Source organism: Leptolyngbya sp. Cla-17, assembly GCF_016807185.1.
In the GTDB taxonomy this organism is placed as follows: Bacteria; Cyanobacteriota; Cyanobacteriia; order Leptolyngbyales; family Leptolyngbyaceae; genus ULC077BIN1.
The window spans coordinates 53,733-66,395 of sequence record NZ_JAEVYN010000004.1 but is presented as its reverse complement, the minus strand read 5'-3'; the positions used below and the strand labels follow the sequence as shown (position 1 = coordinate 66,395).

Below are 12,663 nucleotides of genomic sequence, written 5' to 3'. Positions count from 1 at the left end.
TGCCTAACTTTTTCAAACTGGCAATCCTAACCTCCAGCCTCTAGTCCCGCTTGAGCAGTGGTGAGAGCACGATCAAACACGGTGTCCAGCAGTTGCACCTCTTCATCGTTGAGGTGATCCGTGAAGTAGCTGGCAATGCCTCCAGAATAGACTGCCCACATCCGTTTTCGCATTGCCAATCCCGCCTCTGTCAGGGCGGCATATTGCCCCCGCCGATCGTTGGGGCAGCGCTTGCGACATAGTAACCCGGCATCTTCCAGGCGATCAATCAGACGGGTAATGTTGCTGCGACTGAGAAACACTTCCTGAGCCAATTCATGCAGGCGCATTTCATGATCCGGGGCACGCTCCAACGCCCATAACACGCTGTACCAGATTAAGGGCGGTAGCCCCTCCGCCTCTAGGTCTTGCTCAATCTGCTCTGTGACAACAACACACGTGGTGCGAAATAATCGCCACAGTCGGCTGCGAGACTCATCCAGGGGTGGACGATCTAGTGTTCCCATTGCTCACTCCTCCATCAAGTAATTTCATCTGAAACTATTCTACTTAATCTAGTTGCATTTGTAATCAGATTGGAGTATAACTAATCTAGTTGCAAATGCAACCAAGTCGACAGCAATCAAATCAAACACAATCATCCTTAAAGGAGACAGTTATGCAACGCCTGATTGATACTGGTTTAACTATTTTGTTAGTCGCAACGCTGGCTGCGCCTGCGAGTGCCACTCCCCAAGCAAGAGCTCCTCAAGCAAACACTCAGCCGACGAATGCTCAGACCACTGAAACCGTAAATGTCAAAGATGCAAAGGTTCAAGCTGCTAGGGTGAGTGCTGAACCAACAGCAGATCGTTTGCTGTCGGAGCGCGATCGCCTCATCCTGGAGCGTCGGTTGCAAAGAGTGATTCCTCAGGAGCAATAGGGTGGGGCTTTGCCGGGATGGTGGTGCTGACTCAGCGATCGCTTCTCTTGAATCGCCATCCTTAACAGGGTCGAGCAGACCAAACCGATAGACGGGAAGACTCGGTTCTCCACTCCAGCGATTTGTTAGCCTGTTTTACAGATAGCGTCTGCGAGTTCTGCTAACCCAAGCTCACGAGTCATAATTGGAGTATAGCCAAGTTCTTTCCGTGCTTTACGATCTGTAAATGTCAATTCCTGCCCAATCAACCTAACCATTGTGCGAGTGATAGGTGGAACGTCTTTGCGTCTCGTGATTTTCCAAATTGATTCCATCAATTCAGCGACATTCCAAGCAACCCATCTAGGAATGCTCAATTGACCTGGTTTGACTCCAGCAATTTGTAATAAGGTTGTAACCCACTGACGAAACTGTACAACATCTCCATCACTCAAAAAGTAGGCTTGTCCACCTGGACTTCTCTCAGCCGCTAGAATTGCCCCATGACAAACATTGGTGACGTGAGTCGTCATGTAAGGATATTTGCCTTGAGCAATCCAAATGAATTGTCCAGTTTTTACTGCTGTTACTAGCTGAGGCAAGACATGATCTCCCTTGCCCCAAATCCAAGAAGGACGAACCACAGAGGTTCTAAATCCGGGTCGATTTGCAGCGATAACTCGTTGTTCTGCAATGCTTTTAGTAGCGATGTAAGGAGAGAACTCAGGTTGCTTAAGCGGATAAGATTCGTCAATCTGAGATAGCGGTTGGCGATCGAACACAGAAGCCGCTGCACCAATTTGAACAAAGCAAGGAACATTTGCCGCTTGTGCGGCAGCTAACGCACATTCAGTTCCAAGCACATTCGTTTCGTAGAACGCTTTGTATTTCCCCCAAATGCTTAAAAAGCCTGCAATGTGGAACACAACGTCACAGTCTTGCATTCCTCGGATCATGGCTTGTTCATCTAGCAGATCGCCTTGCACTGCCTTTGCATCCAACTGAGTCACTTGTCTTGCAGCTTGCTCTGATCGAGCTAAAGCAACCACCTCATCCCCGCGATCGCACAGCATTTGAATCATGCATCGACCGACAAATCCGGAACCACCTGTGACGAAAACTTTCATCAACCTCTCCTATTTATTTTGTCCTAGCATCATGGTTTCGATTAGCGATCGCCAGATGCGGTCAGGAAGAAGGGCGTGCAACCAGAAAAAAATCTCGCCATGAGGCGAATAACGCAGTCTGCCTGAGCGATCAATTGCAGCGCGATAGATGGTTCTGGCAACCCTTTCAGGTCCAGGCAAAGATGCGTCTACTCTCTTACTAAAGCGTTTCATTCGATCCACCATCACGGTGTAATCGGGATGACTAACCCAATTGGTACTGCGATCGACAAAATCGGTTTTAATGCCGCCCGGTTCAATGATTTTCACCTGAATGCCAAAGCGCCGTACCTCATAACGTAATGACTCAGATAGCCCCTCTACTGCCCATTTCGTTGCGTGATAAGGCGAGATTAGGGGAAAGGCAAGACGACCCCCGATCGATGCCACATTGACAATAGTGCCTCCCCCCTGCTGACGTAAAACAGGCAGAATGGTTTGAATCACGGTGACTAGTCCGAAAAAATTAGTCTGAAACTGGAGATGCAATTGCTCAGGGGTCACTCCTTCCAACGGTCCCATCAATGCATATCCAGCATTATTCACCAGCACATCAATTTGCCCAAACCGCTCAAGCGTCTCATGGATAGCCGCTGAGATCGTGTCTGCCTGTGTGAGATCAAGCTGGGGACAAATGACATTTTCGGCGGTTGCCCAATCGCCCGCTTTAGTCGGAGATCGCATCGTGGCTGCTACATTCCAGCCTTTCTGAAGAAAACACTTCGCGGTTGCCTCGCCAATTCCACTTGAAGCACCGGTGATCAAAACTGTTTTGCTCATGCTTGATATAACTTCCAGAAATCTAGATATTGATATCAAGCAGCGTAAACTATGGAGTATACTCCACAGTCAAGAGGGTTTTAGAAGATTTAGGTTACTGCCATGCTGATCGGTGAATTGTCTAAGAAAACAGGGTTGTCAAAAGACACGATTCGTTTTTACGAAAAAATGGGACTGATCGAGGCGAAAGCACGACAAGCAGGGACGAGAACTTATATGGAGTTCAGTTCAGAGATATTGGAACGAGTCGTAATTATTACGCAAGGCAAGTCTCTAGGATTCACGCTCAATGAGATTAAACACCTGATTGAAACTTGGGGAAGCGTTTCGATGCCACTCTCTGAGAAGCTGAAAGTCATCGATCGTAAGTTTGATGAAATTACTGAGAAAATGCGACAACTTGAAGAAATCAAGACTTACCTAATCGCCAAACGCAACATAATTACCCAAGAATCAGGAAATTCAAGAGTGTCTACCATTTGATGATCGCTTGAGAATTGACTTGACCCTGAAGACTAACAGATGAATATCCAACCACAACCTTGACCCGTAACTTGAGGGCTAACGGTTCCAATCACCGGACACAGACAGCCTCTGCAACTCATCAATCCCTTGACTTTATTCCGATGCATTGGGATTGTTGTCTCGCTGTTGACGACTTTACAACTGCTTGAATGCGCTAGGCTGCTGACTCATGTAAAAAGCGATGATCTGCTCGACACATTCTTCCGGCGTTGAGGCAAAGGTATCTATTTCAACGTCGTAAGCTTTGCCGGCATGAATGACTTCGTATTGCTCTCTCGCCCAGCCGTCGCCTCTGTCTTCTCTCTGTTTTTCACGACGTTCAAGTTCGGGCAGTGGGCAATGAACGCCAATAAACAACACATAATAGTCTCGTAACAACTCCGCACATTCCTTTAGCCAAGCGTTGTGAAACAAAACATGGTCAACAATGACATTGTTATTTGTCTGGACTAAAGCCGAAATGGAATGATGAAAACCAGCCAACATCCTTCCGCAAACTTCAACATCGTCTTTGTATTGGACGGGAACTATATTGAAAAAGTCGTCCATTTGCATATGAAGAAACGCTGCATCCAAACGCTGCTGTAAAAGTTTGGCTGTGGTAGATTTGCCTGAACTGCTTGTCCCGTTGAGAAAGATGACTTTGCCTTGTTCCATAAGGCCCCTGAGTTTACATCAATGCCCCGCGCAACGAGATAATGTTCCCAACCAGCGGCGGTGGCTAACCTTAAAGTTAGCACTAGCAGCTTCCACCCGTCCGCTGCATTGGGGTAGTTATGCATTTTCCCTTGCCATCTTTATATAACCAGGAATATTCTCAAAGTCTTTGAACCATCGCTGAATACTCACATACTCAGACAAATCAAACCCGCCCTCATCCGCCACATGTGTATATGCATAGAGGCTGATATCAGCGATAGTTGCGCTGTCACCCAGGAGAAATTTATTTTCAGCAAGGTGTTTCTCCATTACTGAAAGTGCTTTATGACCACCAGCCTGCTTGGAATGATATTCTGCTTCTCGCTCTTTGGGCAATTCTAGATACTTATTGATATACCTTGCCGTTGCAATATAGGGTTCATGGCTATACTGTTCAAAAAACTGCCACTGCAAAACTTGAGATCTTTTATACTTCTCTTGTGGAAGAAAAGCAGTACTTTCTGCTAAGTAATTCAAAATTGCATTAGATTCCCAAAGATGTTTACCATCACCCAATTCAATGACTGGTATTCTCGCATTTGGATTCATTTGCTTAAATTCTTCTGTATGAGTTTCACCAGCAAGAATGTCAACATGAACCCATGCATGTTCAATACCAAGAAACTGCATCAACAACTTAATTTTGTAGCAATTCCCTGACAACATGTCTCCAAAAACTTTGTACATACGGTTTCTTTGCTCAATTTACATATCATTTCGACACGAAAAGCCTCTGATCCTAAGTAAAGGTTGACACGTTCGGGTAGGCATAACGGTGAAGATGAGCGGACACAGACCGCCTCTGCAACTCACCAGCCCCTTGACTTTGTTCCAGTGCATTGGGATGGTTAGCCTGTTTTTGATTGACGTTAAGTTAACCATTAACAGGCAACTTCCACCTTGGATAGAGCCGATTGAACGTTTCACGCTGCTGCTTGAGGTCAACTTTCGGTAAGCACTGCTCTACAAGGTCGAGCGTTTCCTCCGCGGTAGTCCTAAAGATGTGATGATAGCTGAAAGCCCCTGCCAGTCTTGAATCTATGGATCATCATTTGCCGCAAGGGGTTGAAGTTCCCGCGCAATATGGAAGCGAGAACACTGACTATGGCTCAGGCTGGCGCACTTTCGACTCAAAATCAGCCTATAGACTTAAGGCGTAAAACTGCTAGCTGTATGCCTGCAACGTCTGTTCAGTCTTCATTGCAGGTATCATTACCTTTAGGGCACTACCTCCTCCGCAAGTTGTCGCAACTCATGGGTCCCACTTGCAGCATCCGATCGAAAAACACGCTCTAACCGCACAAAAAACTCAGGCGGTTTAATGTTCATTTCTTCAACAAAGTAACGTGTCCACTTAAAACCAGGATGATAAATGCGGTTCAGCCCGAACAATATGTTGAGCAGCCATCGCACAATGGCGCAGTTGTTCTCATACAGCATCGGGATCTCAAGGCGCTCGGTCAAGATATGTTGACCATCAAACGGGCGAAACTTCAGATGCTTCTGAACCATTGCAACTGCAAGTTCTTCAGGATACGGAGAAAGCTGAGTTTGCCACTGTTTAATCATGTCTTCGCCCTGAAGAACCACTGCACGTTGAAGATGAGATGAGATCGCTTGCTTCTCAAACAAAAGCCCGTTGTGCGACACATCGTAATGCTCAACAACATCAATCACGATGTTGTCCATTGTCTCTCGTGCCCAATGACCTGCTTCGATTTTCATGCCGTATATGTAAAACTGCTCCAACCAGGCCTGTTTAGCTTCTCCGTACGGCTCAATTTCCCATCCTTTGACACCAACTTTTTGTGCTACTGTTCCCAGTTCTTCGGCGGATGGCAATTGTGACCAGATAAATGCTAATTCAAGGTCAGAATACTGGTCTGAAATACCTAAAGCTGCCGAGCCAAATACGAAACACGCTTCGACCTTGGGATTAGCTGTGAAAGCAGGAGCGATTTTGTGAGCCAACGAAATTCGCCATGCGCTGTGTTCAGTCATGTTGAGGATATAAGTTCTTCTACCGAAACAATGTAGCGTACAGCAGGCTAACGTTGTCCATCATGGTCTTATTGCAACTCTTTCTGCATTGGCACAAACTCAATGCTCATACCCTCTCCAATCCGGTATTCAACTCGTTCGCTGCCTTCATAACCACAAGCTCTGTACATCTTAACCCCGGGGAGCGTCGCCATTAGCTCAATTGACCGGAAGCTGTTAGTTCTCGCCACACTTTCACACAACGAGAGGATCGCGCGCCCTATCCCCCTCCTCGCGTGCTCTGGATGTACGAAGAACGCCCGAACCCTAGCCGCCTCGACCCTCGGGTCAAGCTCGCTGGAGTCTCTGCTCGCAAACCGGTCACCGCCGAAAAGGGTTCTTCTCTTACTCCACCCACCGCAGCCGATCAACATACCGAAGCTATCAGCAACGAAATACGTGCTATCAACAATAAGGTCGGTGTCGACACCGAAAACTGTTCTGATTGCGGATTCGACTTGCTGCTCGGAATAATCTTCTCGGCTTAAGCCTCGGGCCGACTCTGCGATGAGCAGTTCGATTGCCTCCCGGTCATCAAGATTCGCCTTTCTTATAATGTAATCCATTCTCTGTTAGGAAAGACAACTAACGACTGAGCTAACCGGACGGTGATAACCTTTGCGACTCAACAAATAGCTCACGTTTCGTTCCGGTTCAGCGATTTGTTATGCGGTTATCACCACAGACTAAGCATACCTTTCATCCGATTTCAGGGTGAGAAAATGGCCCTTTACAATATTCCTAGGAATGTTAATATATTCCTAGGAATATTTTTTGGGTTTTATGATGCTTTCTCGACGTAACTTTATTCTGATGGCAGGGACTACAGCCGTAATTGTGGCAGCAGGCAGGGCGGTAATCGATCTAGACAAGATGCCATCGACTGCGATCGCTGCCTGGTCTAAAGTCGAGTCAACTGATTCAGATATTCGCAAGCGCGTGTTGTCGTACGCAATGCTGGCTCCCAATCCCCACAATATGCAGCCGTGGATTGTTGACCTACGACAGCCTAGACAAATTGACCTGTATTGCGATCGCACTCGGTTGCTGCCCGAAACCGATCCATTCTCTCGCCAGATTTTGATTGGGCACGGGGCGTTTCTAGAATTGTTGGATCTAGCCGCCAGTGCGGCAGGTCATCGGACTGAGATTACCTACTTTCCAAAGGGTGAGTTTGGCGATCGCATTGACGGCAGACCTGTCGCCTCAATTCGGCTCATTTCAGACGCAGATCGAGAGCCAGATCCACTCTTTCAGCAGATTCTGCAACGACGCAGTGCCAAAGTTCCCTTTGATACGACGAGACCACTACGAGTTGAACATGGACAAGGTTTAACCACTGCCTACACTGATCCTGATTGCAAACTCACTGTTGCCACAGATCAACCGCGAGTCCTGGGATTGCAAGGAGTAGTGCAATCGGGCATGGAAATTGAGCTACGAACGCCACGTACATACCAGGAAAGTGTGAACGTGATGCGGATTGGAGCGCAGGAAGTTAATCAACATCGCAATGGAATTGATTTGACCGGAGCGCCGATTGGATGGGGGCGTTTATTGGGCATGGTGAACCGAGAAAAGCTCGCTGATCCAACGTCCGAGGCGTTTCAATCGGGAGTGACGATGTATCGGGATATGGCAGAAGCAACGCCTGCTTTTGCCTGGATGACCACGAGTAATAACACTCGCTCAACTCAGCTAGCCGTCGGTCGTGCCTATGCGCGGCTCAATCTCAAAGCGACAGCACTGGGAGTTGCCACGCATCCCATGAGTCAGGTTCTCCAGGAGTATGCAGAGATGCAATCATTGCAACAAGGGGTTTTGGCGATGCTCGGTATTCCTAAAGGACACACGATGCAAATGCTGATGCGATTGGGGTACGTGGAGCAACCCGATCCTTCACCTCGTCGAGATTTGCAAGATTTGCTGCTAACCTAAAAAGCTATGAGTTGTCATGATCCTGAAAAACTAAAACAAGTGCTGATTTGGATTGGGGTGGCAAACCAGTTAACCACCGCGCGGTTCAATCAATTAATGACTGAGAGTAGTTTGCCGTTGCCGCAATTTACCATGCTGAACCATTTCAGCCGCGATCCACGGCAGGCTCGTACCATCACGCAACTTGCCTCAGCGTTTCAGGCAAATCAACCCGCCATTACAAAAACGGTGCAGCATCTAATTAAGAAGGGCTACTTAGATGTCCAGGTAAGTCAGGAGGATAAGCGTGTTAAATATCACTCCATCACAGCACTAGGACTGGAAGCACACCAGAAGGCGATCTCCTGCATCCTGCCCGATGCCCAACTCATCTTTTCAGAATGGAGTCCTGAAGAGATCGACGCGATACACCACTCTTTGTTTCGCTTAAAAAATTGGCTGGACGATCATAGAGATACAGTGGTAGGCAACAATAATGAAGCATAACTATGTATTCAACGTCAAACCTGCTAGATAAGCACCCACTTTCCTCAGAATTATCTGGCGGTTCTACGGGATAATACTCTCTTCTTAAGAAATTAAACAGAAACTTCGCAGGTTAAGTTCGAGTTCTCGGGGTGTTAACCTTCACATCTGATGGTTAATTCTGGAAATAAACGATGTTATCGGTCATTTATGATGGATAACATTCTAACCTAGGGTGTTATCCATCATGCTGCTATGCAACAACCTGAACTGCTTCGTCTGCTTGGCGTATGGCAACAATTCGTATAAGAAAGGGCCATAGGTGTTATAGAAGAATCAATTCTCACCAAAATTGCTAACCAGTCAGGTAAATCATCAATTTTACTAATAGGCTTGTAGAGCTTGAATAGTTGCGAAACGAGCAACTATTCAAGAGAAGTCTTGCCAGATTCCTTATCTTCAAACCACTGCACGGATGCTTGCTCGTGCCTGTGGCGAATTAGCCATTGCGCAATTTCGGCTTTCTGGCTATCCGTTTTCTGGGTGCGAGAAGAGACCCGAAGATAACACGCGATCAAGCGGGCCATGGTGAGGCGGGAAGAGGATGACAAATAGAGTACACTCTTTTTGGCGGTATTTTCCCTCTCAGTCAACGCCTGAAATTCCTAGTCATTTAACAGATGAATTGGAATCAACCCTATTTGTCAGGGTGAGCCGAAGAAAATTGACTCAAAGTGCAAAATAGCGTTGAAGAATTAGTGCACAAGAATTCGGAAATTTACAGCTCAAGCAGAGGAATGTGATCCCAATCGGAGTTCGCCAACGGTATCCGGTCGTTTGATTGACATGTAATTTGTGCCGATGTCTAGAAGACTTTAAAAAGAAAACACAGTTCTTATGGTTCCGGTGATGATCGGACCATTGCTACCCTGATTACCGGCATCTGTAATCACTTGAACTAACGGTGTGATGCGAACATTGTCATTGATGGGAAGGTTGTAGAATGCTTCAAAATTCGTCTGAGTTGCATTCCCAACATTACTTTCGATCAGTGGCTGACCCGCCGCAATTCCGGCTAATGCACTCGGCATGAACAAATCTCGAAATGCAATTCCTGCCATCCAATATTGGGGGTTAAGGTTTCCGACGGTGGTGTTCAGGTAAGTCCCGTTGCCGTAACGACCAAACAAAGCAACCTGTTTTGATAGCGATACCTCAACGTTTGCCCCAAACACATCAAACCGACTTTCCAAAAATTTTCCACCACTATATTGAAGCCGGAGCGTGAACGCCGTAGAAGGAACGTACTCCAACTCAATAATTCCCAGATAGGGATCGCCAAACAATCCACCACTGCCACCACGATTAGGGAACAGCAAGGCAGGGGCTTGAGGACCTTCAATATACCGCTGACCATTTGTGTTGAAACTGGCAGCGTTACCCGCTACGTAAACCGCTCGTAGTTTGAAAGCACTTCTCTCTGGATGCCAATCGAGCACTGCGCCTGCTCCAACCGAGCGGGGAAACAGCGGAAAGTTGTTGATCAAAGCTTGAGTTGAAAAGTCGAGAAAGCTGGTGTTCGCATATCTATTGCGGTCGACATAATCCGTAGCAACAATTTGCGGACCCAACGTCACACTGACATCCCTAATGGGAGTAAAGGTGTAGAACAATCGACCAAGGGCAAACTGAGAGCGACCCGGAACCGAAAAGTCGAGCACACTTCCAAAGTTCGGCTCCAAGAACCCGGCAGCATTGTCGTTGGCACCCTCGCTGCCAGCAACCAGGCGCACCTGCAATTGGTCGGTGCCCTGAAAACTGGTGTTGAAGAATATAGATGTTCGGTAAATGACAGTAGCATTGGGATCTTCCTCTGCAACGATCGCGCCTGTAGGCGCAAGAATCCGATCGCCACTAAAGCTACCGCCAGTCACAGCAGCAATCACTTGTCCAGTTAACTTCGTTGTGGTGGAGAACTGACGGACTTCTAGTTCTGCCGTCCGCGTTTCCAACGTTCCAACTCGCCCTCGCAGCGTTGCCAATTCCGCCGCAAACTCTTCCTGCAATCGCTGGAATACAGCCAGATCTTCTCGGGAGACCAGGCTTTGAGTATTAGTTGCCAGCAACTCGCTAACGCGCTCCAAGCAAGTATTCAACCCAGCCGCGAACTCGTAGCGAGTAAGGGCTTGACTGCCGCGAAAAGTTTGTTCGCGAAGCGTGCCTGAAAGGCTTTCGGGATAGCCTGCAAGGCAGTCATACCGCTCTACCAGGGACTGGAGCGCCAAAAATGCCCAATCAGTCGGCTGCACATCGGCGAGTTGTGAAACTGAGGTGACTTGAAAGGCATCCATTAATGGAGCTTCTATCTGATCTAGCGGCTCACTTGCCGCTGCGGGTAGTGCAGCTAGCATGATGCTGATTTGCGTCACGACGCTAAAGATACCAGAGCTGCTGACAAGCGACCAACGAATATCTGAAAACAATAAGCTTAACCAGCACCAGAAGTTCATACCGTTACACCACCTGCAAAACAAACTTGCCACGCCGATGCTGGTTTTGCAGCGCATCATGAAGCTCTGCGGCTTTTACCAGCGGCAAGGGTTCTACTGTAGGCGGCTGAATCTGTCCCTGGTCGATCAGTTGTCCAATCTGTTGCAGTTGAGCCAAATTTTTCGGTTCAGCAAAGATGGGAACGCCGCGAATTTCTGGATTGGGCGATTCAACGGGTTCTGCCGCTCCTTCCGTTGAAACTAGAATTCCACCCGATTTCAGCACTTGCCAGGAGCGTGTTCGTGTCTCTTTGCCGATCGTATCCAGCACCACATCAACATTAGAAACTTTGTCTTCAAAGCGTTCTGTTTTGTAGTCGATCGCTTGATCAACCCCCAACTGTTGAATTAATTCAATGTTATTGGTTGATGCTGTACTGATCGCAGTGGCACCTTTCCATTTGGCAAACTGGACGGCGAAACTGCCCACTCCACCAGATGCACCATGAATCAAAATGGTTTGTCCTGCTTGCAGTTGCGCTAAATCAAACAACGCTTGCCAAGCGGTCAGAGCAATACTGGCAATGCCAGCCGCCGTGATGAAATCAAGAGCGGCTGGTTTGGGAGCAACGATCGCGGCTTGAGCAACCACATATTCTGCGTAGGCACCTAATTGATTTAAGGGCAGCATGGCAAACACCGGCTCTCCAGGTTTCAGAGTAGTGACATTTGCTCCGATCGCTTCAATCACGCCTGCTACGTCATAGCCTAAAATTAGCGGCATGGGAAACGGAAACTTGTCTTGCAAAAAGCCCTGACGAATTTTCCAGTCGGCTGGGTTGACACCTGCGGCATGAACTCGAATCAAGACTTCATCGGCTTTAGGTTCTGGTCGCGCTGCATCTTCATAGACCAGGACATCAGGGTTGCCATACGTATGAATTTGAACCGCTTTCATTTCATTCGTCATTTTTATTATAGCGTTTCCGGCTCCTGTGAGGTACAAACTAAAGGCTCAAACCCTTGCTCTCTATTATTCTGCCCGTACCTCATCCGACAGAAAACCGCTATAGTTGAATAAGTTAATCAAAGCGATCGCTACATTTCATCGGTATTGATTGGCTGACTCTGCCTGATTCGCGAACCAGTAGCCTGCTAGCGCGATCGCAATGGTAACTACAGCTGCCATCACGTTCGGATAAATCGAGATACCGCCAACTTGAGGTGCAGTCACGTTGCCCAAAACCGGATCATTGAGAAACCCATAAGAGGTTCCCGGCAGCAGACCAGAGGCGATTAGCCCGATCCAAAATGCAGAGCCAAGAAACGCGGCAAGTCCCATCGAAAAGCGATCGCTTACAGGACGAACTTTTAGAATGGCTAACGCGGCAAGTCCTAAAGAAGCAGCCGCAAAAAATGACATCGCGCAATGCAGTTTTGCGTGAGGCAACCAAGCAGGATTATTCATGTGTGCATTCGTCAGAAAAACGGCATCGGTGACGATTGGAATGATCAAGGTTGAAAGGGCAGCCACAGCTAGCAACCCTTTAGCAAGTCGTTTCTTAGACATAGCGGCATTCTTCAGTTCAGTGCTTAGATTCTGACGTGCTACTAGCGCAATTTCTAAGGAAACAGTAGCACTGACATCTGATTAACAACC

At 47.6% G+C, this 12,663-nt stretch carries 15 protein-coding genes; 4 read left to right on the top strand and 11 right to left on the bottom strand.

What is annotated here, in order from left to right; genetic code table 11:
- Positions 1–26: 26 nt before the first annotated feature.
- Positions 27–506, bottom strand: coding sequence for a MarR family winged helix-turn-helix transcriptional regulator (locus JOY44_RS27500; RefSeq protein ID WP_171576670.1), 480 nt, complete (start codon positions 504–506; stop codon positions 27–29).
- Between the two features lie 152 nt (positions 507–658).
- Between JOY44_RS27500 and JOY44_RS27495 the strand changes: the two genes are divergently transcribed.
- A complete protein-coding gene (locus JOY44_RS27495; RefSeq protein WP_171576669.1) occupies positions 659–922 on the top strand; it encodes a hypothetical protein in 264 nt (87 codons plus the stop codon).
- 125 nt (positions 923–1,047) lie between these two features.
- On the opposite strand, the gene JOY44_RS27490 is transcribed toward JOY44_RS27495, so the two are convergent.
- Together JOY44_RS27490 and JOY44_RS27485 are read right to left on the bottom strand one after the other, a co-directional pair.
- The gene (locus tag JOY44_RS27490; protein WP_171576668.1) at positions 1,048–2,028 is read right to left on the bottom strand and encodes an NAD-dependent epimerase/dehydratase family protein; all 981 of its coding nucleotides are present in this window, start codon (positions 2,026–2,028) and stop codon (positions 1,048–1,050) included.
- A gap of 9 nt (positions 2,029–2,037) precedes the next feature.
- Positions 2,038–2,847, bottom strand: a complete 810-nt coding sequence (locus JOY44_RS27485) for an SDR family oxidoreductase (protein WP_171576667.1) — start codon at positions 2,845–2,847, stop codon at positions 2,038–2,040.
- A 102-nt stretch (positions 2,848–2,949) separates the two neighbouring features.
- On the opposite strand from JOY44_RS27485, the gene JOY44_RS27480 reads away from it, so the two are divergent.
- Positions 2,950–3,330: a MerR family transcriptional regulator gene (locus tag JOY44_RS27480; protein WP_171576666.1), complete on the top strand. Its 381-nt coding sequence runs from the start codon at positions 2,950–2,952 to the stop codon at positions 3,328–3,330.
- 177 nt (positions 3,331–3,507) lie between these two features.
- Here JOY44_RS27480 and JOY44_RS27475 read toward each other — a convergent pair whose 3' ends face one another.
- From JOY44_RS27475 to JOY44_RS27460, 4 genes are all read right to left on the bottom strand, one after another.
- Positions 3,508–4,029, bottom strand: coding sequence for a chloramphenicol phosphotransferase CPT family protein (locus tag JOY44_RS27475; RefSeq protein ID WP_171576665.1), 522 nt, complete (start codon positions 4,027–4,029; stop codon positions 3,508–3,510).
- Positions 4,030–4,146: 117 nt separating this feature from the next.
- Positions 4,147–4,758 carry a glutathione S-transferase family protein gene (locus JOY44_RS27470; RefSeq protein WP_171576664.1) on the bottom strand — a complete coding sequence of 204 codons (612 nt, stop codon included), beginning with the start codon at positions 4,756–4,758 and terminating at the stop codon, positions 4,147–4,149.
- Positions 4,759–5,289: 531 nt separating this feature from the next.
- Positions 5,290–6,072, bottom strand: a complete 783-nt coding sequence (locus JOY44_RS27465) for a DUF4037 domain-containing protein (RefSeq protein WP_171576663.1) — start codon at positions 6,070–6,072, stop codon at positions 5,290–5,292.
- A 68-nt stretch (positions 6,073–6,140) separates the two neighbouring features.
- Complete coding sequence (locus JOY44_RS27460; protein ID WP_171576662.1) at positions 6,141–6,677, bottom strand: GNAT family N-acetyltransferase; 537 nt, start codon at positions 6,675–6,677, stop codon at positions 6,141–6,143.
- Positions 6,678–6,894: 217 nt separating this feature from the next.
- On the opposite strand from JOY44_RS27460, the gene JOY44_RS27455 reads away from it, so the two are divergent.
- Together JOY44_RS27455 and JOY44_RS27450 are read left to right on the top strand one after the other, a co-directional pair.
- Positions 6,895–8,049 carry an Acg family FMN-binding oxidoreductase gene (locus JOY44_RS27455; RefSeq protein ID WP_171576661.1) on the top strand — a complete coding sequence of 385 codons (1,155 nt, stop codon included), beginning with the start codon at positions 6,895–6,897 and terminating at the stop codon, positions 8,047–8,049.
- Positions 8,050–8,055: 6 nt separating this feature from the next.
- Positions 8,056–8,535, top strand: a complete 480-nt coding sequence (locus JOY44_RS27450; protein WP_171576660.1) for a MarR family winged helix-turn-helix transcriptional regulator — start codon at positions 8,056–8,058, stop codon at positions 8,533–8,535.
- A 404-nt stretch (positions 8,536–8,939) separates the two neighbouring features.
- Here JOY44_RS27450 and JOY44_RS27445 read toward each other — a convergent pair whose 3' ends face one another.
- From JOY44_RS27445 to JOY44_RS27430, 4 genes are all read right to left on the bottom strand, one after another.
- The gene (locus tag JOY44_RS27445) at positions 8,940–9,125 is read right to left on the bottom strand and encodes a recombinase family protein (protein WP_171576659.1); all 186 of its coding nucleotides are present in this window, start codon (positions 9,123–9,125) and stop codon (positions 8,940–8,942) included.
- 264 nt (positions 9,126–9,389) lie between these two features.
- Positions 9,390–11,024 (bottom strand): iron uptake porin, encoded by a 1,635-nt coding sequence (locus JOY44_RS27440; protein ID WP_242541917.1) that lies wholly within the window; start codon positions 11,022–11,024, stop codon positions 9,390–9,392.
- A gap of 4 nt (positions 11,025–11,028) precedes the next feature.
- Positions 11,029–11,973, bottom strand: coding sequence for an NADP-dependent oxidoreductase (locus tag JOY44_RS27435; RefSeq protein WP_242541916.1), 945 nt, complete (start codon positions 11,971–11,973; stop codon positions 11,029–11,031).
- A 135-nt stretch (positions 11,974–12,108) separates the two neighbouring features.
- Complete coding sequence (locus JOY44_RS27430; protein ID WP_171576657.1) at positions 12,109–12,573, bottom strand: hypothetical protein; 465 nt, start codon at positions 12,571–12,573, stop codon at positions 12,109–12,111.
- Between the last annotated feature and the right edge of the window lie 90 nt (positions 12,574–12,663).

Bases quoted from the DNA above. Each gene is read 5' to 3' on its own strand.
- JOY44_RS27500 (WP_171576670.1), bottom strand. From the start codon at position 506: ATGGGAACACTAGATCGTCCACCCCTGGATGAGTCTCGCAGCCGACTG.
- JOY44_RS27485 (WP_171576667.1), bottom strand. From the start codon at position 2,847: ATGAGCAAAACAGTTTTGATCACCGGTGCTTCAAGTGGAATTGGCGAG.
- JOY44_RS27480 (WP_171576666.1), top strand. From the start codon at position 2,950: ATGCTGATCGGTGAATTGTCTAAGAAAACAGGGTTGTCAAAAGACACG.
- JOY44_RS27435 (WP_242541916.1), bottom strand. From the start codon at position 11,973: ATGACGAATGAAATGAAAGCGGTTCAAATTCATACGTATGGCAACCCT.
- JOY44_RS27450 (WP_171576660.1), top strand. From the start codon at position 8,056: ATGAGTTGTCATGATCCTGAAAAACTAAAACAAGTGCTGATTTGGATT.
- JOY44_RS27475 (WP_171576665.1), bottom strand. From the start codon at position 4,029: ATGGAACAAGGCAAAGTCATCTTTCTCAACGGGACAAGCAGTTCAGGC.
- JOY44_RS27460 (WP_171576662.1), bottom strand. From the start codon at position 6,677: ATGGATTACATTATAAGAAAGGCGAATCTTGATGACCGGGAGGCAATC.
- JOY44_RS27470 (WP_171576664.1), bottom strand. From the start codon at position 4,758: ATGTACAAAGTTTTTGGAGACATGTTGTCAGGGAATTGCTACAAAATT.
- JOY44_RS27430 (WP_171576657.1), bottom strand. From the start codon at position 12,573: ATGTCTAAGAAACGACTTGCTAAAGGGTTGCTAGCTGTGGCTGCCCTT.
- JOY44_RS27490 (WP_171576668.1), bottom strand. From the start codon at position 2,028: ATGAAAGTTTTCGTCACAGGTGGTTCCGGATTTGTCGGTCGATGCATG.
- JOY44_RS27455 (WP_171576661.1), top strand. From the start codon at position 6,895: ATGATGCTTTCTCGACGTAACTTTATTCTGATGGCAGGGACTACAGCC.
- JOY44_RS27495 (WP_171576669.1), top strand. From the start codon at position 659: ATGCAACGCCTGATTGATACTGGTTTAACTATTTTGTTAGTCGCAACG.
- JOY44_RS27465 (WP_171576663.1), bottom strand. From the start codon at position 6,072: ATGACTGAACACAGCGCATGGCGAATTTCGTTGGCTCACAAAATCGCT.
- JOY44_RS27440 (WP_242541917.1), bottom strand. From the start codon at position 11,024: ATGAACTTCTGGTGCTGGTTAAGCTTATTGTTTTCAGATATTCGTTGG.